At 59.1% G+C, this 21,838-nt stretch carries 24 protein-coding genes and 2 riboswitches; of the genes, 11 read left to right on the forward strand and 13 right to left on the reverse strand.

All coding sequences use genetic code 11. The features are described 5' to 3' along the window. The first annotated feature begins 90 nt into the window (after positions 1-90). Positions 91-1,503: a hypothetical protein gene (locus tag CGERO_RS00240; RefSeq protein WP_123932683.1), complete on the forward strand. Its 1,413-nt coding sequence runs from the start codon at positions 91-93 to the stop codon at positions 1,501-1,503. A gap of 7 nt (positions 1,504-1,510) precedes the next feature. Then, positions 1,511-1,978 carry a methylated-DNA--[protein]-cysteine S-methyltransferase gene (locus CGERO_RS00245; RefSeq protein ID WP_377017493.1) on the forward strand — a complete coding sequence of 156 codons (468 nt, stop codon included), beginning with the start codon at positions 1,511-1,513 and terminating at the stop codon, positions 1,976-1,978. Here the strand turns inward: CGERO_RS00245 and thiD are convergent. The 3 genes from thiD to CGERO_RS00260 form a co-directional block, all read right to left on the reverse strand. Beyond that, entirely contained in the window at positions 1,955-2,794 is an 840-nt protein-coding gene (thiD, locus tag CGERO_RS00250; protein ID WP_123932685.1) for a bifunctional hydroxymethylpyrimidine kinase/phosphomethylpyrimidine kinase, read from the reverse strand. The two genes, CGERO_RS00245 and thiD, sit on opposite strands and share 24 nt — an antisense overlap. A gap of 46 nt (positions 2,795-2,840) precedes the next feature. Beyond that, positions 2,841-3,554, reverse strand: a complete 714-nt coding sequence (locus CGERO_RS00255) for a VIT1/CCC1 transporter family protein (protein WP_123932687.1) — start codon at positions 3,552-3,554, stop codon at positions 2,841-2,843. A 117-nt stretch (positions 3,555-3,671) separates the two neighbouring features. Beyond that, positions 3,672-4,442 (reverse strand): esterase/lipase family protein, encoded by a 771-nt coding sequence (locus CGERO_RS00260; protein ID WP_123935787.1) that lies wholly within the window; start codon positions 4,440-4,442, stop codon positions 3,672-3,674. A gap of 152 nt (positions 4,443-4,594) precedes the next feature. Between CGERO_RS00260 and CGERO_RS00265 the strand changes: the two genes are divergently transcribed. Beyond that, positions 4,595-5,149, forward strand: a complete 555-nt coding sequence (locus tag CGERO_RS00265; protein WP_123935789.1) for a gamma carbonic anhydrase family protein — start codon at positions 4,595-4,597, stop codon at positions 5,147-5,149. A gap of 33 nt (positions 5,150-5,182) precedes the next feature. On the opposite strand, the gene CGERO_RS00270 is transcribed toward CGERO_RS00265, so the two are convergent. Together CGERO_RS00270 and CGERO_RS00275 are read right to left on the reverse strand one after the other, a co-directional pair. Then, on the reverse strand, positions 5,183-6,142 hold the full coding sequence (locus CGERO_RS00270) for an ROK family transcriptional regulator (RefSeq protein ID WP_123932689.1): 960 nt from the start codon (positions 6,140-6,142) through the stop codon (positions 5,183-5,185). Positions 6,143-6,270: 128 nt separating this feature from the next. After that, positions 6,271-7,155, reverse strand: a complete 885-nt coding sequence (locus CGERO_RS00275; protein WP_123932691.1) for a formate/nitrite transporter family protein — start codon at positions 7,153-7,155, stop codon at positions 6,271-6,273. A gap of 161 nt (positions 7,156-7,316) precedes the next feature. Here CGERO_RS00275 and CGERO_RS00280 point away from each other — a divergent pair, with 161 nt between their 5' ends. Continuing rightward, a complete protein-coding gene (locus tag CGERO_RS00280) occupies positions 7,317-8,384 on the forward strand; it encodes a TIGR00730 family Rossman fold protein (RefSeq protein ID WP_123932693.1) in 1,068 nt (355 codons plus the stop codon). Positions 8,385-8,472: 88 nt separating this feature from the next. Beyond that, positions 8,473-8,829 carry a MarR family winged helix-turn-helix transcriptional regulator gene (locus tag CGERO_RS00285; protein WP_123932695.1) on the forward strand — a complete coding sequence of 119 codons (357 nt, stop codon included), beginning with the start codon at positions 8,473-8,475 and terminating at the stop codon, positions 8,827-8,829. Here CGERO_RS00285 and CGERO_RS00290 read toward each other — a convergent pair. Further along, positions 8,826-9,905, reverse strand: a complete 1,080-nt coding sequence (locus CGERO_RS00290; protein WP_123935791.1) for an AbrB family transcriptional regulator — start codon at positions 9,903-9,905, stop codon at positions 8,826-8,828. The genes CGERO_RS00285 and CGERO_RS00290 overlap by 4 nt on opposite strands. Positions 9,906-9,936: 31 nt before the next feature. On the opposite strand from CGERO_RS00290, the gene CGERO_RS00295 reads away from it, so the two are divergent. Together CGERO_RS00295 and CGERO_RS00300 are read left to right on the forward strand one after the other, a co-directional pair. After that, the gene (locus tag CGERO_RS00295; RefSeq protein ID WP_123932697.1) at positions 9,937-10,695 is read left to right on the forward strand and encodes a TSUP family transporter; all 759 of its coding nucleotides are present in this window, start codon (positions 9,937-9,939) and stop codon (positions 10,693-10,695) included. A gap of 237 nt (positions 10,696-10,932) precedes the next feature. Next, entirely contained in the window at positions 10,933-11,364 is a 432-nt protein-coding gene (locus CGERO_RS00300; RefSeq protein WP_123932699.1) for a hypothetical protein, read from the forward strand. 16 nt (positions 11,365-11,380) lie between these two features. On the opposite strand, the gene CGERO_RS00305 is transcribed toward CGERO_RS00300, so the two are convergent. Both CGERO_RS00305 and CGERO_RS00310 read right to left on the reverse strand, forming a co-directional pair. Next, positions 11,381-13,744: an ATP-dependent RNA helicase gene (locus CGERO_RS00305; protein WP_123932701.1), complete on the reverse strand. Its 2,364-nt coding sequence runs from the start codon at positions 13,742-13,744 to the stop codon at positions 11,381-11,383. Next, positions 13,741-14,631 carry a ketopantoate reductase family protein gene (locus CGERO_RS00310; RefSeq protein ID WP_164470197.1) on the reverse strand — a complete coding sequence of 297 codons (891 nt, stop codon included), beginning with the start codon at positions 14,629-14,631 and terminating at the stop codon, positions 13,741-13,743. Before CGERO_RS00310 ends, CGERO_RS00305 begins: the two co-directional genes overlap by 4 nt. A 79-nt stretch (positions 14,632-14,710) precedes the next feature. Here CGERO_RS00310 and CGERO_RS00315 point away from each other — a divergent pair, with 79 nt between their 5' ends. Beyond that, positions 14,711-15,397 (forward strand): alpha-ketoglutarate-dependent dioxygenase AlkB, encoded by a 687-nt coding sequence (locus tag CGERO_RS00315; RefSeq protein ID WP_245998835.1) that lies wholly within the window; start codon positions 14,711-14,713, stop codon positions 15,395-15,397. A 20-nt stretch (positions 15,398-15,417) separates the two neighbouring features. After that, complete coding sequence (locus tag CGERO_RS00320; RefSeq protein ID WP_123932707.1) at positions 15,418-16,086, forward strand: thiamine phosphate synthase; 669 nt, start codon at positions 15,418-15,420, stop codon at positions 16,084-16,086. Here CGERO_RS00320 and CGERO_RS00325 read toward each other — a convergent pair. The 4 genes from CGERO_RS00325 to thiO all read right to left on the reverse strand — a co-directional run bounded on the left by CGERO_RS00325 (position 16,052) and on the right by thiO (position 18,722). Further along, the gene (locus tag CGERO_RS00325; protein WP_123932709.1) at positions 16,052-16,729 is read right to left on the reverse strand and encodes a HesA/MoeB/ThiF family protein; all 678 of its coding nucleotides are present in this window, start codon (positions 16,727-16,729) and stop codon (positions 16,052-16,054) included. The genes CGERO_RS00320 and CGERO_RS00325 overlap by 35 nt on opposite strands. Beyond that, a complete protein-coding gene (locus CGERO_RS00330; protein ID WP_281271033.1) occupies positions 16,716-17,486 on the reverse strand; it encodes a thiazole synthase in 771 nt (256 codons plus the stop codon). The genes CGERO_RS00325 and CGERO_RS00330 overlap by 14 nt, the downstream gene beginning before the upstream one ends. Positions 17,487-17,490: 4 nt before the next feature. After that, positions 17,491-17,691 carry a sulfur carrier protein ThiS gene (gene thiS, locus CGERO_RS00335; protein WP_123932713.1) on the reverse strand — a complete coding sequence of 67 codons (201 nt, stop codon included), beginning with the start codon at positions 17,689-17,691 and terminating at the stop codon, positions 17,491-17,493. Then, entirely contained in the window at positions 17,688-18,722 is a 1,035-nt protein-coding gene (gene thiO, locus CGERO_RS00340; protein ID WP_164470198.1) for a glycine oxidase ThiO, read from the reverse strand. Before thiO ends, thiS begins: the two co-directional genes overlap by 4 nt. Continuing rightward, positions 18,715-18,819: riboswitch (TPP riboswitch) on the reverse strand. Its footprint overlaps the gene before it by 8 nt. Positions 18,820-18,925: 106 nt before the next feature. Beyond that, positions 18,926-19,045: riboswitch (TPP riboswitch) on the forward strand. Between thiO and thiC the strand changes: the two genes are divergently transcribed. Further along, the gene (gene thiC / locus CGERO_RS00345) at positions 19,043-20,764 is read left to right on the forward strand and encodes a phosphomethylpyrimidine synthase ThiC (RefSeq protein ID WP_123932715.1); all 1,722 of its coding nucleotides are present in this window, start codon (positions 19,043-19,045) and stop codon (positions 20,762-20,764) included. It overlaps the preceding riboswitch by 3 nt. A 249-nt stretch (positions 20,765-21,013) precedes the next feature. Further along, a complete protein-coding gene (locus tag CGERO_RS00350; RefSeq protein WP_123932717.1) occupies positions 21,014-21,310 on the forward strand; it encodes a hypothetical protein in 297 nt (98 codons plus the stop codon). Here the strand turns inward: CGERO_RS00350 and CGERO_RS00355 are convergent. After that, positions 21,279-21,836 (reverse strand): CE1759 family FMN reductase, encoded by a 558-nt coding sequence (locus CGERO_RS00355; RefSeq protein WP_123932719.1) that lies wholly within the window; start codon positions 21,834-21,836, stop codon positions 21,279-21,281. The genes CGERO_RS00350 and CGERO_RS00355 overlap by 32 nt on opposite strands. Between the last annotated feature and the right edge of the window lie 2 nt (positions 21,837-21,838).

Raw genomic sequence — 21,838 nt, forward strand, 5'->3', positions numbered from 1 at the left:
TTCGACGTTTCACGTGAAACTTCTGTGACGTGGGCGTCGGAAAAGTCCTGGTGTCCACCACGACCAACACCCTCATATAAGGTGGCTTGTATGAAACTCTCTCGCGCAATCCTCGCTGCGGCAGCAACGCTGAGTCTCGCAGCCTGCAGCAATGGTGCTACGCCAGACAATGACACCTCGGTAGACTTCAAGGAAACCGAACGCATCGCCAGCGCCGATGGCACTGCCACCTCTGCGAAGCTTTTCAAGGAAAGCAAGAAAGTTGTGGTTGCCGGCGACAGCCTGGCCGAGCAGTGGGCCGGTGCGCAGCAGGCCGTAGAGCAGGGCATTCCGATGCTCGAAGGAGATTCCGAGGAAGTCCAAAAGGAAATCGATCGCCTCGGTGCCGAGGCGGAACACGTGGATCCCGAGAAGGCCAAGGAAAACCTGCCTGAGGACGTCAACAAAGACAATATTTTGCAAAAGATTGTTGAGTTGAAGCCGAAGAAGGAACGCGAGGGCGAGCCGATTCTGCTCAACAGCACTACCTCCATTGCGTCCGCGGCCACGGCACGAGCCCTCGGATCCCCGGTTGATCTGCTGCAGGGAAGCGATCCTCGCGAATCCGAGCACGTCATGGAAAACCCCGACACCGAAGTGCTGGCCGTGGGCGAGGGCTTTGTGCAGGAAAACAATTTTGACGAGCGCCTCGAACTAGCGAAAAACGGTGAGGTCGCCGGTGGCGGCGGACTGGTATTCCCCGGCAGGCGAATGATCGCTCTCTATGGGCATCCCTCTGGTGGCGCTCTCGGCGTGATGGGCGAATACAAGCCCGAAGATGCCGTGAAGAAGGCGGAGGAATTGGTTGCAGAGTATCAACCGATGGAATCCCAGCCTGTGATTCCAGCATTTGAAATCATCGCGACCGTGGCCGCCGCGGAACCCGGCCCCGATGGGGATTACTCCAACGAGGCTGATCCGGAAGAACTCAAGCCCTACATTGACGCCATCACCAATGCCGGTGGCTACGCGGTACTTGACCTGCAATCGGGCCAGGCAGACTTCCTCAGCCAGGCCAAGCGCTATGAAGAATTGCTGAAGAACCCGAACGTGGGTCTGGCGTTGGATCCTGAGTGGCGCATCAAGCCTGGCGAGGTACCCATGCAGCGCGTGGGCAACGTGGAGGCTTCGGAAATCAATGAGACCTCCGAGTGGTTGGCAAACTTCGTCCGCGAGAACAACCTGCCGCAAAAGGCTCTGGTGCTCCACCAGTTCCAGGTGCAAATGATTCAGAACCGCGAAGATCTGAACGTGGATCACCCTGAGCTTGCCTTTGTCCTACACGCTGATGGCCACGGCACTCCGGAGCAGAAGTTCGACACCTGGAACGTTATTCGCCAGGACCTCCAGCCGGAAATCTTCATGGCATGGAAGAACTTCTTTGACGAAGATCAGCCCATGTTCACCCCAGAGCAGACCTACAATGACGTGAAACCGCGACCCTGGTTCGTCTCTTATCAGTAAATTGAGGTTGTACTGCAGCACGCTGCGCACCCCTTGTGGCCCGTTGAGTATTCAAGCCACTGACATGGGGGTGCGCTTTGTGTCTTTTCAGGCGCTCGAAGAACAGCCGAATCAGCACACCGCCGCCGCGAAAAAGCAGCTTGAACAATATTTTTCCGCCAAGCGCCATAGATTTGAGCTCACATTTGATCTTGAGCCGGGGCCAGCTTTCCGGCGACGGGCCCAAAGCATGCTGGATCGTATTCCCTACGGTGAGCGCTGGACCTATTCACAGCTTGCCGGTGCATTGGGGAAGCCGAGCGCGGCACGCGCGGTGGGCAGCGCATGTGCTTCAAACCCTGTACCGGTGCTTCTGCCGTGCCATCGCGTTGTTCCTGCTTCGGGTGGAATCGGCAACTATGCCGGTGGAGTGGCGTGGAAGCAGGCACTATTGGATTTGGAAGCGGGCAATTTAATCGAACACTGGAGGCTCTAGATAATAGAAGTGATCCACCGGGCCATTGCCCTTGCCTACATGCAGCGCATCGGCGTGAACCAACGCGCCGTGTAACCATCGCGTGGCCCAGGTGCATGCCCGCAATAGATCGTCTCCGGCTCCCAGGCGGGTAGCGATGGCGGAGGAAAGTGAGCAACCAGTGCCGTGGGTGTTGAGGGTGTGCACCCGCTCATTGTCGATAATCGCCACTGATTGCGCGCTCACCAGTGCATTCAGTGGTTTGCATCCGAGGTGGCCGCCTTTCACAAGCACGGCAGTGTCACAGTGTTGCTGCAGTTCTTGAGCCTGTTCGATCGCCGCCTCCAAGGAAGTGGCAGGTTCACCACCGGCGAGCACCGCAAGTTCAGGGATATTTGGGGTGATCAGCGTCGCTAGCGGTAGCAGCTCACGTAGCGCATGTTCAGCTTCGTTATCGAGTAGCCGATGCCCACTGGTAGCAACCATCACCGGATCAATTACCACATTGTTCGGCAGTTGCCGCGTGAGCCAATCGCACACGCACTTCACGGTGGCGCTCTGACCAAGCATGCCAATCTTGATGGCATCGATGGCTACATCTTCGCTGATGCTGTTCAATTGCGAGGCCAACACCGACGTTGGTGGGGTAAAAACCTCACGCACGCCTTGCGTATTTTGACTCACGATCGCGGTAATAGCGGATAAGGCGTAACCGCCTGCTGCGCTGATCGCCTTGATGTCCGCTTGCGCCCCTGCGCCACCGGTGGGATCGGTACCGGCGATGGAGAGTACGCGAGGGCGGCTGGGTGCATGAGAAAGGGGAGCTGAGGCGCACATGGATGTGACGCTACATCAGCTCCCCCGAAGGTGCAGGGCTAATGGCTTATCCGGCTGCCCCGAAGAGTGCACCCGCACCGTAGGTGAGCGCAAGGCCCGCCATGCCGCCGATCACCAAACGCATGCAGGAGCGCGAGGGTGAGGTTTCTGAAAGCTTGGCGGATACAAATCCGGTGATGAACAATGCCAGCAAGGTCACCAGTGCTACGGCGATCGCTGCATGAGGTGCTAACCAGGCCGCAAGCAGGGGAAGCAGCGCGCCCAAGGCGAAAGAAATGGCAGAAGAAAACGCGGCGTGGATTGGATTGGTGAGGTCCTCAGAATCGATACCGAGTTCTAAGCGAAGGTGGGCTCGAATGGGATCACCCGCGCTGATTTCTTCTGCGGCTTGAAGCGCAGTGCTCTCCGAGATGCCGTAAGAGCCGAGAATCTGGGCCATCTCGTCGCGTTCCTGTTCAGGGAATTCTTGAAGCTCGCTGCGTTCTTTGGCAATGAGCATCTTCTCAGAATCGTGCTGGGCGGACACAGAAACGTATTCACCGAGCGCCATCGACACTGCACCCGCCACCGTGGACGCAATGCCAGCGGAAAAGATCGCAGCATCCGAACTGCCCGCGGCAATAACGCCTAAAAGTAGGGCAGCTACGGAGACGATGCCGTCATTAGCGCCCAGGACTCCAGCCCGAAGCCAGTTCAGTCTGGAATTTAGGTTGGAATCGTGCGGTTCGTAGTGCTCGAGTACTGATTCGCTGATGCTCATTGTTGCCCCTTTGAGGAAATGGTTGGTGTTGCATCATGCTCACAGGTTGAGCAAAACCCTGCAAGCAACCACATCCAAGCCTTAGTAAAGGCAGGCTTTGCTTTCAGGCCTGGATTCTTAGGCTTCGTGGGGCAGTTGCGGCTCGGCGGCGACGATCTCATCCACCACCATTTCGCGCACCAAGGGGTGATGCGGCAGATCTTCATGTGACACGAAGATCTTGCTGTCCATGTCTTGCACATAGAGATTATTGGCGCCCAGCAAGAAGCAAGACTCCACCGGCTGAATGATTCGATCAGACAAGGTGGTGATGCAGGAATAGTGCACCCCTTTGCAGGTTTCACCTCGGGCGTTGAGTGCCGTGATGATGTCGGAATCGTTGAGCATCTGGAAGCCCGACTGCCCAAAAAAGCCTTGGATTAGCGTGTCCAGCACCGCCCCGCCCCGCTTGGACTTGCCCAGTGGGCTCATGACACCGCCGTGCGTGGTGCCGTGATTGGGCACTCCCAGGCAAACGAGTTGGTGGGTGTATTGAGCCCCGCCCAGGTGGTGCAACCAGCGCCGGGCGATGATCCCACCCTGGGAATGTCCTACGAGAATGAGCTTCTGCGCCCCCGTGATCTGCAGGACCACGTCGAGGTAGGCGGCAACCTGAGCTGTGGATTCTTCCACCAGGGTGGTGGATCGATAGCCGAAATCGGGGGCGAAAACTGCATAGCCGAGGGTGCGCAGGTCCTCGCCCAGCTCCATCCAATCGCCTTTGGTGACGCCAGTGCCGTGGATCAGCACGACGGAGAAGGGATGTTCTGGGGTGGGGCGGGCACGCCAATCGTCTTCAAAAATCCTGCGGGAAGGCAGACGTGCAGCGAGTGGGAGGGTGTGATCCATGATTCGCTTTGGCAAGCTGTGCGCTCCTTCCTATTGTCAAAGAGCTTAGCCCGACGAGTGCATGACGGAAACAGGGAAAGCGGACGTTGGTGGCTTGGCCGCGCTATCGTCGAAAAGTGCAAGGAAACCAGGTGCTACAGGAAGGTCCGATGATGCAAGAGCCACTGATTATTGCGGTGAACGGGAAGACACCAAAAATTCATGAGTCCGCTTTCATTGCGCCGGGTGCCACGATCATTGGTGATGTGGAGATCGGCCCGGATGCTTCGGTGTTTTATGGCTGCGTGTTGCGCGCGGACATTCAAGCGATTCGGGTGGGGGCGCGCACGAATATTCAGGACAATTGCGTGCTCCATGTGGACCGCGACGCCGCTTGCACTCTGGGCGATGATGTCACCGTTGGGCACATGGCGTTGGTGCATGGTTCGCAGGTTGGCGATGGCACCTTGGTTGGTATGAAGGCTACGTTGCTTTCTCGGAGCCGAGTGGGTGCCGGAAGCCTGATCGCTGCGGGTGCCGTGGTGCTGGAGGGGCAAGAGATTCCTGCAAAGTCGCTGGCAGCTGGTATTCCGGCGAAGGTGCGTCGTGAGCTCAGCGATGAGCAATCCCAGTCCTTCATTCCGCACGCGGGCCGCTACGTGGACATTTCCAAGGTTCATGCGGGGCATGCGGAGGTATTGAATTTGCAGGATGTTCGTTTTAGCTAGAGCTTGGCTTTTCGACGCCCCCGGCGGACGTTCCTAGGCGAGTTCGAGGGGGTCGTGCATGAGGCGTTCCATGGCGACAGCGCGTGCAGCGGCGCGAGCGTTCTCCAGGTGCGCCGGATAGATGCGCACCTGCACTGGCTGCGCCGCCTCCTGAAGGAGGCTTTGGTGGAAGAGCCGTGCCTCGGCTTTGGAGCCGAAGGTGTCGCCAGCCAGCACGACCGCGCTGGGGGTGTAGCTTCTGACGAGCTGGATTGAGGCCTCAAGCAGCGAGGATCGCTCAACCTCTAGGGTTCGCACCTCTTTCGCGTCTGCGAGGGCTGCGCCGATAGAGTCATCGGAGTGCAGAACCAAGGTGGTGTGGGGTTCATCGGGAGTCTGACTTTGCAGCTCTGCGCCGGCGATAGCTTGGATGGCGGTGCTGACGCTGAGGGGGACATCGAAGTGGGTGCTCAGCAATTCGTGCAGGGGAACGCCGCGCCATCCGAGGTTTGGGGCGTTAACGTAGCCGAATCTGCCGATGGTGCCGGAGGTGGATACGCCGATTGAGGCCAGGCGCAGATTGGTTGCGGCGGCGACGTGACGAATGGCGTCGGCGATGGTCGCGATGAATTGCTCGGGGCTCTGCTTGGCTGCAGTGGTGTGCACCAGTTGCTCCTGCAAGGCATTCCCGCGAATGGAGTAGGCGCCAACATAGGTGGTGTGCGTACCAATTGCTACGCCAACTTGCACGAATGGGCTTGGGGCGAGCACCAGCGGAATCTTTGGACGGCCTGGCCCTTGCACGATGGCGAGATCGTTTCGCTCCCGGATGAGTTGGGCGTCAAGCAATGCTGCGACAGCGCGGGTGACTGTGGGCTGCGACTTTCCGGTGTACTGCACCAATTCGCCACGGGTGATGGGTTGAAAGTGACGGATGAAGTGCAGGCAAGACGCTGCGGGCAGCGTTGGGCGCGCAAAGTAGGACACGGGGGCTGAGCGCGCGAGGGTGTGCATAAACCGAGAGTCTAGTCAAAGATAGACGTCTCTGTCTAGAAGCGCTGCACCTAGCAGTCCATGAATCCTAGTTCTTGGGCAGAAAACTCCAGGCTCGTGGCGGTTTTTGAACAGCTAGACAAGTAGGTCTAATGCTTCTGAATAAGCGCCGAAGCGCGCTTCTTGGCCTTCTCGCGATCAGATCCCGAAGAGGAACTCTGGATACTTCCACGAGCACGGACGAAGCGGATACCCGATACCAACAGCAAGCCGCCTGCCATATTGCCCAAAGCAACCCACCAGACGAAGCCCAACCAACTCACGATCGAAATGTCCGCGCCAGCGAACATACCGCCGAAAATGTAGAGGGTGTCCAGCACCGAGTGCAACATGCCCGTACCCGCGAGCATGGAACCGCCGATCATGGAAGAAATAACCTGCGGCATTGTCTCCTCAGAATGCTGGTGCATCCTCGTGACCAGGGTCAACATCATGCCGCCCAGTGCGGCCAAGAGGAACCCCGAAAGACTCAATCCCATCGACGAGTAATGCGTGCCTTCCTCAATAAAGTACTCATGCGCGCCGGGATAGGCCTTCACCAGAATCCACATGATAATGGCCGCGCCAATCAAGTTGCCCAGGGCGGTTCCAGCCCAGAAACGTAAAAGACCTCTGAGTGAAGCCTTACCGGCAACCACAGCAGAAACAGGCACCAAGAAGCCCTCAGTGAACAGCTCTGAATGCGCCAGCAACAAAATTACGAAGGCGATGGAAAAGGCGATGCTTCCTAGCAGTTCATTACCGGTTTCGCGCACCACGATATATTTGGCAAGCAGGCCGATGCCGATCTCTAGCCCACCCATAACGCCGGTAGTGATGAGTGCCACCAAAGGCCGTCGAATACGGGTGGTGCCCTCTTCCACCAGACGCTCCGTAGCCTCTGAAACGGAGCTTTCTTCCGAGTTCACGGCGTGGGCTATAGGCTTCTTCTTGGTTACACGAGCATCGTGCGAACCTGCGTGATGAGTGCTCATTGTAGAATTCCTTTGTGGATATGCGGTCTTCGTTATTCATTTGAAGCAATTGGGACATCATAAGCGCGCACACGGGCATTACAAAGAGCAGTACAGATCATGCCAGGAATTCCCTGGTGGCATTCTTCAGCAGCACTACAGGAGCGTTACACTCTGTCTCCATGAGCGTTCCAGCAACACAACCACCGGTCACCCAATTGCGCGCCCGCCCAATGCGGCCGGAGGACATTGATCTGCGTACTCGTGCGTACCTGGCTAACATCAACCGATTTGGTGCACAGTACAGTGCTGAGGACATTGCCCAAGCTCCCTATAGCGAGTACTTGAGCTTTGTTCCGGATCGCGGTGACATCGGCATCGTGCTCTACGACGCCGAAGATCAAGTGGTTGGCACCATGTGGGTCACCTTCATTAAGGGGCTGGGTTATGTTGCTGACAATGTGCCTGAAATGGTGCTCAACGTCGATCCCACTTGGCAGGGACGTGGCGTAGGCTCTTGGCTCATCCAGGAGGCCACCGCACACGGCCGCCACCACGGTTGGCCTGGGATCACGTTGAACGTCGAGAAGCAAAGCCCCGCGCGGAAGCTCTATGCCCGCCACGACTTCGTCACCCAGACGCACTCCACTGATGATTCCTCGATCATGCTGAAGGCCCTGGCGCCGGAGATTCGAAGCGTGGCAGTCTACTGCGACTCCGCCCATGGAGCCCGCGATGAGTTCACCCGTGCAGCGCGCGCATTGGGGGCGGGCTTGGCGGACAGGGGCGTGAAGATGGTGTTCGGCGGCGGCAGCGTGGGTCTCATGGGCGAGACAGCTAACGCTTGCCTTGCAGCGGGTGGGCGAGTACATGGCGTGATGCCAAAGACATTGGTGGACCTGGAGTTGTCGCACCCAGATCTCAGTGAGTTGGATATCACCGAGACAATGGCCGAGCGGAAAACCCGCATGGAGGAGCTGGCCGACGCCTTCGTGGCCTTGCCCGGAGGCATGGGAACGCTTGAAGAACTGTTTGAAGTTCTCGTGCGCCAGCAATTGGGCCCACACACTGGCCCCGTTGGCCTCTTGAATACGGAAGAATTCTGGGATCCGCTGCTCACCGCTTTGCGTTCCATGGCGGATGAGGGGTTCATTCCAGCACGCTATTTGGATGCAATCGTTGTGGCCGAGAACGTGGATGATCTTTTTGATGGTTTCCAACGATGGGCAAGCCCCGGGTTGAAGTGGTAAAAAAGACTTTTCGTTGAAAGGACAAGCTTTGGCCCGAAGCAGCAATGAAGATCGCGCGGCATTTCTCCTTTACCAAGGTGCCCGAGTGATGCAAAGGATCTTTCATGCCTACCTAGATGAATGGAACATCACGTACACGCAGTATTTGGTGTTGCGGCAGCTTTGGCAACGCGATGGTCAAACACTGACCGAGTTGGCAGATCCGCTCGATCTCGACTCGGGTACACTCTCACCCCTGCTGCGGCGCATGGAAAATGCTGGCCTTATTGAACGCAAAGTGGTGGATTTGGATTATCGCCTCAAACGGCTGTTTCTCACCCAACGATCGAAGGATATTCAGCCCCAGGTGGCCAAAATGAACGCTGAAATGGCCGAGGAACTGCAGCTCGGCGATCAAGAAGTTGATGCCTTGGAATCGCTGGTGAACAAGCTCATGGCGCGCTAGGTTCCGCTGTTGCTGCGCCGCAACTTCGGTAGCGCGCTCGCGAGTAACAACACGCCCAGGAGACGGATAATCTGAATCGCCACAACTGCCGGGCCCGCTCCACCTTCAGCGGAAAGGGCCAGGACCGTTTCTAAAGCGCCGGGCGAAGTAGCCAAGTACGCCTCAAAATACGTGATGCCTAGCCAGTGGGTCAGCGGCCAAGCACTTGCGGCGCAGCCAAACAGTAGTACTGCAATAAATGCGAGGGTGGCGGGAAGCAAGCGTGCAAAAGATTTCAACGTGGGAAAAGACAATGAGCCGCCACACATCCACCCGATGCTTAGGAACGCAAAAACGCGCAGAGGATATGGTGGAGTGAAGTCCGCCGGCGGCGCGATGGCTCCCACCAGCAGCATCAACAGCAGTGGCGCCAAGACAGAAGGCACGGGAACGTGTAGTTTTCTGCCCAGGCTTTCGCCGAAGGCGGCAATCAGCACCACGACGGTGATGGCCCACCACGGCTGTTCGTGCATGCTCAGTGCACCGCCCGTGTACTGCGGATGCTCACCTGTTTGCAGCAGCCAATGGGCAACAAAAGGCAAGGATACCGAGACAGCCAAAAGCCTTAGATACTGACTCAATGCGACGTATCGGAAGTCGGCACCAAACTCCCTGGCCAGCAACGGCATGATCGACGCGCCGCCGGCCAGCATGGACAGAATGCCCGTCTGTTTAGAAATCGCGGTTTGGAAATGGGCAAGCAGCAGGCCGCCGATAATCCCAATCCCCAAGGTAATGGCGGTGACCGCCATGCCAGGCAGAACAAATGTCAACAACGTGCCTACACCAGTGGCTAAGAGGGGGAGTGCGGCGATGATCCCGATGAAGCCGCGTCCGAAGCTGAACAATCGCTTGTTCATCGGCAGCTCTTTCCTCGTGCCCAATGCCATCGATGCTGATACCACGATGCCGCCTAAAATCCATGCCGCGGGGACGTCGAATAGCTGCAAAATCCACCCCAAGGCCACCGATGCGGGGACAACGATGGCCCAGCGTGCGGCGAGATTGCGATCCGGTGGCGCTGGAAAAGAGGGCATATGCTCGACAATAGCGATCAAGGAGGTGACCATGTTGGAGCTCAGCGTAGGGGCGTGGGCCACGCTGATTGCTGGTGCTGGCGTTGCGGGATGGATTGACGCCGTAATCGGCGGTGGTGGACTCGTGCTGATTCCGCTGCTGCTGGCGGTATGCCCGGGTTTGGCACCCGCCGCGGCACTGGCCACGAATAAGGTGGCAGGCTTTTCCGGAACCACCTCGGCGGCACTCAGATTGGCGAAACGTTTGCCGCCTCCTCGCGGCTTTATGCTTCGATTCCTGCCGTTGACGGCTCTCGCCTCCGGTGGGGGAGCGCTCATTGCAAGCTCCCTCGACCGAAACGTCATGCGTCCGGCGATCATCGCTTTGCTGTTGTTGGTAGGCATGATTGTCGCGCGTAAACCAGGCTTCGGATCCGGCCCGGGCACAACTCGGCCTCGCCTTGCGCTACTGGTGGCGGTGGCCATTGCGCTTTACGACGGCGCGTTCGGCCCCGGTGCCGGTATGTTTCTCCTTTTGGCGTTTAGCACTTGGCTGGGTGCCGACCTGCTGCACGCAGCACCAATGGCGAAGGCAGTGAATGCTGCCACGAATTTCGGTGCGCTCTGCGTATTCATTATTGAGGGGCAGGTGTGGTGGAGTTTGGGTCTGGTTCTGGCGGTTGCCAATATTTGCGGGGCGCAATTGGGTGCGCGCACTGTGCTGCGCGGCGGCGATCGTTTGCTGCGCATTGCGCTGCTTGTGATGGTAGTAGTGATGAGTGCGGTGTTGGCTTTACAACAGTGGGGTTAGAGGGAAAGAAAAATTAATTGAAGTGGACTGTAATTTATACGCTTCTCTATCGTTAGTGTTCCAGTGACTGTGGCAGCAATGCTTTGCTCGTATCTCTTTGCACCAGTCGTGATAGCTCTAGGAGGCGCGAGAACAAATGACCAGGGAAGCTACGCACTCACATTTTCTGAAATCGTTGGTGTCCTTCGGGCATTGGCATTGATTGTGCTGTTTCGCACCCGTTAAGGCGTTTAGGAAATGCGACTTCCTCGTGCGAAGCTACTCTCTCTTTTGGCCGGCGACTTGCCGATTCTACTGGTACTACCGGTGGTCGATATATTCAGGCTCAAGGTGTTCCCAGAATATGGTGACGGTCCTTATCCCGCCTATGAGTTGATCTACAATAACGTGCTCTTTTGCTGCGGGCTCGCCACACTCATGATGGTCTGGCTGGGACTCAGCAGGGGTGTTGCTCACTCACTTCTGATCTATATTCTCTTGTACGTTGGTTTAGTGATGGAGCTCGATGAGCGTATTGGCTTCTGGCCCTTCACTACCTTTCGCGATGCCGGTCCTCGGATGAGATGGCCAAACATAGTTTTCACCGTTTTGGTGGCTTTTGTTGCGTTGGCCTTCCAGACTATCTTCAATGGTCAATCCGCTCGTGCGCTGAGGCTCGCTGAACTCTGAAAGCGTCCGACTCTTTCTAGGACTGCATTGCGCGCTTGGTCTTGGCGGTGGCTTGTGCCTGCAATGGATCTTCGGGCCAGGGATGTTTGGGATAGCGCCCGCGCATGTCCGAGCGGACCCCTTGGTAGGGCCCAGCCCAGAAGCTGGCTAAATCGTCAGTCACCGCGAGCGGACGGCCAGCGGGGGAAAGCAGGTGGAATACCACTGCGTGCCCGCAAAGAGTGGGTGAATCAGTCAGCCCAAAACACTCCTGCAGTTTTACCGCCACGACGGGTCGATCTTGATAGTCGATCACGGCGTCTCTGCCGCTGGGCAACCGCAGCGCGGCGGGCGCGAGCTCATCCATGTCCGCAGCCTCGGGCCAAGGCAAAGCGCGCTTGAGTGCAGGCAGCATGGGGATTTTCGCAGGTGGAACACCTTGGGCAAGCTGTGCGATTTCAGGTTCGAAGAGCTCGGCCGGAAGCAGCGCCGGGTCGGGCCATGGCTTGCCGACGTTAAGGTGGAGAAACTTCAGGCGTTTTCTTAATGATTCGGCCGCCGGTTCGAATTGGAAGAGGTCTAAGCCATGCTCGCGCACATGCTCAGAGAGTGCCGCCTGAGCTTCTTTCGTATCGACGCTGGTGGGTGTACTGCTAAGCACAATCGCGCCGAGTCTGCGTACATGTGTGGCCTTGATGCGGCCGTCTTCCACACTCGCGGTGGTGCGCTCCTCCACGCCCACTATTTGTTCGGCTATCGATTGTTGCAGGGGCGCGGCTGAACTGATGAGCGCTTCGCCTTTTACTGTGAGGCGTAGGCCCGCCACTGCAATCCACCGGCACCCGGACAATGACTCGATCGTGTCTAGGCGGGCGCGGGTGCCGGATGCCAGCAGAAATTCGCCTGATGATCCGGTGCTGGCACGGGCGATACGCTCCGGAAAGGCTCTGGCAATGATTTCGCCAGCGCTGTGCTGGTGTGTGGATGGTGGCGCGAGTGCGCGGAGACGTTTGCTTTCTTTGTTGATATCGGCGTTGCTATGAAGCCTGCTGATGTCGCCGCGCGCCTCCAAGCTGATGGCAGCAATCGTGTCTGCTGCGTTCTTCCCGCAAACCAGAAGTGCGTGGGCTAGCCGAGGGGCAAGGGGGAGCGCTGCGAGCGCGTGTCCGTGTTCAGTGGCGGCACCGGATTCACTGAGGGCTTCGAGCCTGCACAGCGCGGCGCGCACGTCCTCAACCGCGCGAGTGGGAGGCGGGCTGAGGAAGGGAAATGTGGCCAAATCTGTGGTGCCCCAGCACGCCAGTGTGAGCAGTGCAGGGGTGAGGTCTGCCGAATTAATCTCCGGTGTTGTGTGAGGTGCGAAGCGGAAAAAGTCCTGTTGGCTGAAGCAACGGATGACAGTACCTGGGCCTTCGCGTCCGGCGCGTCCGGCCCGCTGTTCGGCGGAGGCTTGAGACGTGCTGAGTGTGACTAAACCGGTGATGCCTCGGGCGGTGTTGCGCTTAGGCAGCCGGGATAATCCAGTGTCAATCACGGTGCGCACGCCTGGAACTGTGATGGAGGATTCCGCGATGCTTGTGGCTACCACGATGCGCTGGGCTTCGTGGCATAGCGCGGCGTCCTGTTCTATGCCGCGAAGCTGGCCGTGCAGTGGAAAGACGGGCACGGTGGTGCGTTGCTCAAGGAATTCGCTGAGGATATTCACCTCGCGCTTGCCTGGGACGAACACGAGGACACTGTGCTGGGTGCTCAACGCTGCCTGCGCTGTGACCTCAGCGACCTCTGCAAGATACTCCCTGCTGACCGAGCTTCGTGGGTGTTTTGTTGCTTGGTAGCGGATTTCGAGGTCGTGGATTGGCGCATGTGCCTGGATGATCGGTGCGCCCATGAGCCTGCCGAGGGTTGCTGCTTGCAGTGTGGCGGACATTGCCACAAGGACGAGATCCTCACGCAATTCACTTAGCTCGATCAGCATGCCGAGCGCAAGATCGGTTTCTAGGTGGCGTTCGTGAACCTCGTCGAGCACCACCGCGCCCACACCTTCGAGTTCCGGGTCATTGAGCAGGCGGCGAAGCAGCACGCCAGGTGTTAAGAATTCAACCTGACTACCCGGATGGGATTCACCTCGGATTCGGAAGCCAACGCGATCACCAATACGCGATCCATCGAGTGTCGCTAGGCGTTTCGCCGCCGCCCGTACCGCCACTCTGCGCGGGGCAACAACCAGCACGGTGCCTTCAACTTGGTTGGCAAGCATTGGTGGCACCAGGGTTGTCTTACCGGTGCCAGGCGGTGCTTGCACCACGGCTGCATGATGTTGGGAACACGCATCGGCAACGTCGTGTAGGACGTCTGAAACGGGCAGGCCGAGCCCAATGGCGCGAAGATCAAATGCGTTCATCCGCGAGCGATTGCCTCTCTCGCCTCGAGCGCGCCCACCACTACGTTGAGCACCGGTGTGTCTACGCCCGATTGCTTGGCCATGCGCGCCACGGCGCCAAGCTGATCGTCCAGCTCAGATGGTTTGCCTTCGGCGAGGTCGCGTTGCATCGAGGCGGTGGTGTTGGGATCGAGAACTTCCAGGTAGAGGCGTTTGGAGTCGTTCACGTCGGCGTCGCAAAGCTCAATGCCTTGGGCGTTGGCAACCTGCCGCAATTCCTCCATGAGGGTGAGCACGAGCCCGCGTGTGCTGGGGTGAGCGCGCGTTTCGCCGACGCTGAGACCCGTGATGGCGCCAATACCGCCGTAGGGGCCGATCAGGCTGAGCTTTTTCCACAGCGCGCGGCGAATGTCGGTGGTAGTGTGCACGGTTATTGGCGTAGATGCAAAAGCATTGAGCACAATGGTGATGTTGCCGGGGGTGAATTCGCCGATGGTGAGCTGGGCATCGTTGCCGAGCAAGGAGACGGTGGATGGGGCAGTGCGCTCCAGAATCACCACGCATGTCGCAGCGATGATCTGATTGGATGCAGCCCGGTGCGCGTGCTCGGGTGCCGTCACGCCATTTTGCATGGTCACAATCGGCGTGTTGGGGCAATGCCTGCCGATCTCTGTGGCGGCCTGGGGAACCTGCCAAGCCTTGGTGCAAACGAGTGCGAGGTCGAAATCTTCAGATTCCAGTTCATCGAGCACGCGAACCTCAGCGGACGTTTGCCCCGATGGGGTGCTCAGCCGCAGTGTTGCTGGGGTGTTTGGGCGAGCCTTCAGCGTGAGCTCGTGGCCTGCCTGTTGCAATCGAAGCGCAAAGTACACGCCCATCGCGCCTGCGCCGTACACCAGAATCCTCATGAGGCCTAGGCTAGTCCAGGTCGCGCGGCCCGCGGCTCTTTCCTCGATTTTTTCACGAGGCGGCCATAACATCGTCGCTGTGCCCACGCTTTTCGACGCCCCACTCCCCGCACGCCAACCCGCCCGGCTTCGGGAAGGGCTCGTGCATCTTCCCGGGGCGCTCAAATTTCCCGTGCAATCCAAATTGGTGCAGCAAGCCCGTGATTTAGCGCGAACGGTACAGGGCAGCGCGCTCGCCATGCGCAAACCGAGGCTCAAATCGGGCGAGATGAAAGTGCACATGCTGTCTTTGGGCAGGCACTGGGAGTACGGATCGCAACAGTATGTGCGGTCCTGGGGTGGAGTGGCAGTGCCGCAGGTGCCGCAACACTGGACGCAACTGGCACACCACCTCCTTGCTCAAGCTGGAGCATTGGACGAGTCGCTTGCCGCGTGGGCTGAGCATTACCGAGTGGAAGCGGCGTTGGTGAACTATTACCCAGATGACGCCTCGATGGGCATGCACCAAGACGCGTTTGAAGATTCCAACGCGCCGGTCATTTCCCTCTCGATCGGTGATGAAGCCATTTTCCGCGCGGGCAACAATGAAACCCGCACCAAGCCCTATGAAGATCTGCGGCTGATGAGCGGCGATGTTGTGATCTTCGGCGGCCCATCGAGGGCGATGTTTCATGGTGTGCCCAAGCTCTTTCCCTGCACCGCACCGAGTGGTTGCGGGCTGAGCGCGGGGAGAATCAACATCACGTTTCGGCAGGTTGAAGTGTGAAGACGTGCAATAGTAGAGCCATGATCTACGCAATCACTATGGGTAACCACCCCGCTGAGCAGGCAGCCCAGGCAGCCGCGGGTGGGGCAGATTTGGTTCAGGTGCGCTTAAAGGACGTGAGCACCCGCGAACTCCTGACCGTCACCCTTGAAGTTGCCAGCGCCGTGGAGCAGGCCAATCCGCGAACGAGGGTGCTTGTCGACGACCGCGCAGACGTCGCCTACGCCGCCATGCAAGAAGAAGCGCACGTCCATGGGGTTCACCTCGGCCAGGACGATCTTCCAGCCCATCATGCGCGCGCCCTGCTGGGGGAGCAGGCGATCATCGGACTCACCACCGGCACGCTCGAATTGGTGCAGCAAGCACAGCGCTACCACAAGCAACACCCAGGCGTGCTGGACTATTTGGGCGCCGGGCCGTTTCGTCCCACCCCTACGAAGAACTCCGGGCGCCCACCGCTCGGCTTCGCGGGTTATTCGCCCTTGCTTGCTGCCACGGATCTCCCCATCGTCGCGATTGGTGATGTGCGCGTGGGGGACGTCGAAAAGCTTGCCGAAACCGGAGTTGCTGGGGTGGCGATGGTCCGCGAAATCATGCAGGCTGAGGATCCGGCCGAGGTGGTTCGTCAAGCACGTGAGGCTTTTGAGCAGGGAACTATCGCAACTGGAACTGCCTGGTGGTGGCGCTGAGCGCATCGTAGACGGTGAGCTGCGCTGGCTGGCCGAGTCCCTGCGCCAGTTTGAGAGTTTCCACCGCCATCATGGAACCGATCACATGCGCCACTGGGCCGAGGACCCCAATGGCATTGGAGGGCGGATTGCTTGGCGGCTCGGGGTAGAGGTCGCGCAAGGATGAACCTGGCGGAAACACCGCCACTTGGCCGCCGTACTGCAACACGCTGCCCCAAACGCAGGGCAGTTCCGGCGAAGCGTCCGCGATCATATAGCGGGTGCGGAAATTGTCGCTTGCGTCCACCACAATGTCCGCCTGCGGCTCTGTATCTTCGCCAAAGCTCCCGGCCAAATCGATTGCAGTATTGCCTAGGGTCTGCAGTTTCTCCTTGGCGGTCTGTGCTTTTGGCTTGTCGACGTCCCCGCGCCCGTACAAAATCTGCCGATTCAAATTGTGCAGCTCGATAGTGTCGTGCTCATACAGCGTGATCCGCCCAATGCCAGAGGCAACCAATCCCATCAGCAGTGGGGACCCCAATCCACCGCTGCCCACCACGGCAACGTGGGTGCTGGCGACTTTCTGTGCGTCCCAGCCCGGAAGCACGGTGGTGCGTTGCAGACGCTCGGCTTCGGTGGGAGGGAGGTGATTAGAGGACTGCATCGCGCCAGGCCCTTCCTTCCATCGGGGTGCTTGCTAGTGCATGATCGCGCACGGGGATTCGACCAGCGTGTGCTGCGTATTCGCCCGCCTCGATGGCAAGGCGCATGGCGTGGGCCATGGCTTCGGGGTGTTGGGCGCGGGTCACGGCACTTGCCAGGAGAACACCATCGCAACCGAGTTCAATGGCTCGGCAGGCCTCGGAGGCGGTGCCAACGCCGGCGTCGATGAGCACCGGCACGTCGAGCTGGGTAATTAACTGGATATTGTGCGGGTTCAAAATCCCCATACCCGTGCCGATGGGCGCCCCGGCGGGCATGACTGCGGCGGCGCCGGCGCTGAGGAGCCTTCGTGCAGCCACTGGATCATCGGAGGTATAAGCGAGGACCTGCATGCCTTCGGCCGCCAATGTTTCGCAGGCAATGAGCAGTTCGTTGGTGTCTGGGAGGAGGGTGTCGTCATCGGCGATCACCTCAAGTTTGACCCAATCGCAGCCCAAAGCCTCAGCCGCAAGGCGCGCGGTGAGCACTGCTTCTCGCGCTGTGTGGCACCCGGCGGTATTGGGCAAAATATGCACGCCTTGATTGCGCAGCATCGAGTACAGATCCCCTTTGCCGGGGGTGTGTCTGCGCATCGCCACCGTGGCCACTTCCGCCCCGGATGCAATAAGTGCTTTTTCCATGGCATCCACGCTGCTCATGCCCCCGGTGCCTAACAATAGCCTGGAGTTGAGTGTGCGCCCTGCGAGTTCCCAGCTCACGTCCTTAGCCTCCCTGTACTGCGGTGAGCACTTCCACCGAATCGCCATCGTGCAAGGTGTATTGTGCCCAATCTGTTTGCGGGACCACGCGCTCATTGACTGCGGCGGCGGTTCCTGCGGTGTCGTGCACTATCAGCGCCACCGCTTGTGCGAGGGTCGCATCTGCGTTGAGTAGTGTGGGCTGGCCGTTGAGTTGAATGTTCATGAAAAACGCTCCGGGTTCATTGCTTGGATCAATGCTTGGTCATCGGGACTCGGCTCCACGCCACTGAGCTGATCGGCACCAAGGCGCGCGGCCAGGGCAGCGAGCAAGATGCCGTGGCGAAAGTAGCCGGTGGAAATCAGTGCGTCTGTGCGTGGGTCGCGTCCAAAAAGTGGCACGTCATCGGGGGTGCCGGGGCGCGCGCCAGCGGAGACCTCTTTGATCCCCAATAATTGAATATCTGGCAGGATGCGCGCGGCATCGCGCAGCAAATCGAGCACACCACCGGCGAGGGGATCGGGCTGCAAATCCTCACGGCTCGTAGCGCCCAGCACCAGCTCATCACCGCGAGGCACCAAATACACCGGTCGATCCAGCACAAAACCGCGCACCACGCGCCGCAGCAGCGGTTCCCCAGCCGGATCAGCGGGCATGTGTAGCCGCAGAATGTCGCCATGCACAGGCCGAAGCGGCAGGTCAAAGAACTCCGCCGCCCCCAGTCCTGCGCACACAATCGTGTTGGGCCCAAGATCGACCGCGTCCGCTTTTCTGCGCTCCACCGGCACCTGCTCAAGCAGGTGTGCCATGAGGGCTCGGGGATTGATCTGGTGATCCCCAGGGACCGATACAGCTCCGGCGATGCCCGGTGTCAAAGCAGGCTCTAAGGTGCGTGCTTGGCTGGCTGTGAGCCTTTCCGCCTGTGCTCCGTATCGCTGCTGCAAATCCAGTACGTCATGCAGGTGGCTTAGATCGGCGCGGTCACCGGCCACCACCAGCGTGCCGGAGCGGATGAGGGTGGTTGGTGCGTCGACAAGCTCTAAAAATGCCGGGTACTCCTGCGCAGAGCGAAACATCAGCGGATACAACGGATCCTGCTCAAATTGCATTTCTGCTGTTGGAGCCAGCATGCCCGCGGCAAAATGCGAGGCCTGCGAGGCAGGATCGGGGTCAATCACGCGGACTTCATGACCGCGTTGCTGCAAGAGCGCAGCGGTAGCTAGGCCGATGAGGCCAGCACCAATAACGGTGTACATCAGATACCTTTCCTCCGGCGGGGGTGCCGCATCAGGTTCGAACGGTCGGCAATAGCATTGCCCTCTCAGCCCTTGGCGGGCTCCCGTAGGTGTGCGATTGCCAGCATAGCGCGCCTTGGTATTCGCTGCGCCAGCCCCCAGGTACCCCCACCAAGTACCCCCGTTGCGTGCACGAGCGGGAGGCGACGTGCCTACACTCGTGGAGGAAAGTAACCGGGAGCTCCGATCATGCGAGGAGCTGAGAGGACGCTGGAGCATACGAGGCGTCGACCGGATGAACCTGTCCGGGTAATGCCGGCGAAGGGAAAGGATAACCTCTCATGGGTGCAGTGACCCCACAATCAGCAAAGAAGAACGCCACTACCAAGGACACCGCTCCAGATACGGTGACTACCGGGCCGATCTACCGCAGCCACAAGCACTATGAAGAAGTCACCTTTGATGGCCAAACGCTTCGTATTCCGAGTCGTCGAATCGAGCTGACCACCGGCGATCATTTCGATGTCTATGACACCTCGGGTATCTACACCGAGGAATCGCCCGAAATTGATCTTGAGCGCGGTCTGCCAAAAACTCGAGCGCAATGGAATTACCCGCCTGCTTCGCCTGCAAGCGAGGCGCAGCCGGAAACGCTGGTGCGTACACAGTTGGCTTGGGCTCGTGCAGGCCACATCACCCCAGAGATGGCGTTTATTGCCGCGCGCGAAGGTTTTGCCCCTGAGTTCGTTCGCGATGAGGTTGCCGCAGGTCGGGCGGTGATTTGTGCGAATCATAACCACCCGGAGATCGAGCCGATGATCATTGGCAAGGCCTTCGCGGTGAAGGTGAATGCCAATATTGGTAATTCTGCCGTGAGTTCTTCTATTGCCGAGGAAGTAGAGAAGATGGTGTGGGCTACCCGTTGGGGTGCCGATACCGTGATGGACCTTTCTACCGGCAAAGATATCCACGAAACCCGCGAATGGGTTTTGCGCAATTCACCTGTGCCCATCGGCACCGTGCCGATTTATCAGGCACTGGAAAAGGTCAAGGGCGACCCGAACCAACTCACCTGGGAAATCTTCCGCGATACCGTTATTGAGCAGGCAGAACAGGGCGTGGACTATATGACGGTGCACGCCGGCGTGCTCCTGCGCTACGTGCCCCTGGCCGCCGAGCGCATCACCGGCATCGTCTCTCGCGGCGGCTCCATCATGGCCGCGTGGTGCCTCAAAGAACACCGCGAATCCTTCCTCTACGAGCGCTTTGCTGAGCTTTGCCAGATCCTTGCCAAATACGACATCACCTTCTCGCTTGGCGACGGCCTGCGCCCCGGTTCCATCGCCGATGCCAACGATGAGGCGCAATTCGCCGAGCTGCGCACCCTTGGCGAGCTAACCAAGATCGCCCAAGACCACGGCGTACAAGTGATGATCGAAGGCCCAGGCCATGTGCCCATGCACAAGGTGGCGGTGAACGTTGAAGAGGAAGAAAAATACTGTGCCGAAGCCCCCTTCTACACACTCGGACCACTGACCACCGACATCGCTCCAGGTTATGACCACATCACCTCCGCTATCGGTGCGGCCATGATCGCCCAAGCCGGTACCGCGATGCTGTGCTACGTCACCCCCAAAGAACACCTGGGTCTGCCCAACCGCGACGATGTAAAGGTGGGTGTGATCACCTACAAGATCGCAGCTCACGCGGCAGATCTGGCCAAGGGGCTACCCGGTGCCCAAGATCGCGATGATGAGCTTTCGCGCGCACGCTTTGAGTTCCGCTGGCACGATCAATTCGCTCTGGCTCTCGACCCAGACACTGCGCTGGAGTACCACGATGAAACACTGCCGGCAGAACCTGCCAAAACCGCGCACTTCTGTTCCATGTGCGGCCCGAAATTCTGCTCCATGCGCATCAGCCAGGACGTTCGCGACTACGCGGCGGCGCACGGGTTGGAGACCGTGGAGGCCATCGAGGCGGGCATGAAGGAAAAGTCCCAAGAATTCGTGGCCGAAGGCTCCAAGGTCTACGTGCCGCTGACCGAAAAGCCAGCGGATTAGTTTGGTTTGAGAGGATCGGGGAGAGTCCGGCGAGGATCGCGGCGAAGATGGCCTTGCCGGACTTCGCGTTAATGCCAAGGCCCAAGGGGAGGATCGCCAGCCCTGCGTTCCAAAGCAGAGCTCAGGCTGAATTCCTCGGGGAAGAGCGTAGAGGATGCGATGCGGGTAGTGTGGAGTCTTACACTCCAGCAGCTCCATCTGCGTGCATAACAGCGCAACCTGTACAAGCCACCGCGAGAAGGAAAGAGCATGAGCAAACGCCGTATCATCGCCACCGTAGCTTTCGTGCTTGGCATGCTCGTCGCTGGGTGGTTGTGGATGCAGGGCCACCATCTTGCAGCAGCCGGGGTGTTACTTATTCCGGCTGCGTGGAACCTCTTTAGCTCTGTGCCTAGCTCTAAGGAAATCAAGGAACTCGAGCAGCTTCGCCATCGAGAGAATCCGACTCTGGATGAGGTCAAGCGCTATCGCGAAGCTCACCCGGGCTCGTCAATCACTGAGGCAATCGCAGCGCTTAAGCGTCAGCAGAAACCACCTCAGCACTAGCCCGCGCACTGCAAATTGGCATCAGCGCGCCCAGTTCTTCAGCGGCACGCCCTATTCGTGTATCCAGCTCCCCGCCGGTGCCGAGGCTTGCCAGGTCCTCGCCGGTGGCGAACACCCCGGTGGGTACCACGGTGGCGCGCATGAAGTTCAGCAGCGGACGCATCGCGTGATCCAGCATGAGCGCGTGCCTGCCTGAACCACCAGTCGCCGCGAGCACCACGGGCTTAGCCTGCAGCAAGCTTGGGTCTAGCACGTCAAAGAACAACTTCAGCATGCCGGAGTAGCTGGCCTTCATGACGGGTGTGGCGATGATGAGCGCGTGGGCGTCGACAAGCTTGGCAATGGCCTGCTCAAGTGGGGGAGTAATCCCCTCACCGGCCATCGCCTGGGCCAAAGCCGGCAGGAGCTCGCGGATCTCCACGGTGGTGACCTGCGCGCCGGTAACTTCAGCGGCGATGGCTTCGGCTAGTCGCAGGGTGGAGGAAGGCTGCGAGAGGCCTGCGCTCAGAATGGTGATAGTGCTCATGC

It is taken from the genome of Corynebacterium gerontici, from assembly GCF_003813985.1.
Taxonomy (GTDB): Bacteria; Actinomycetota; Actinomycetes; order Mycobacteriales; family Mycobacteriaceae; genus Corynebacterium; species Corynebacterium gerontici.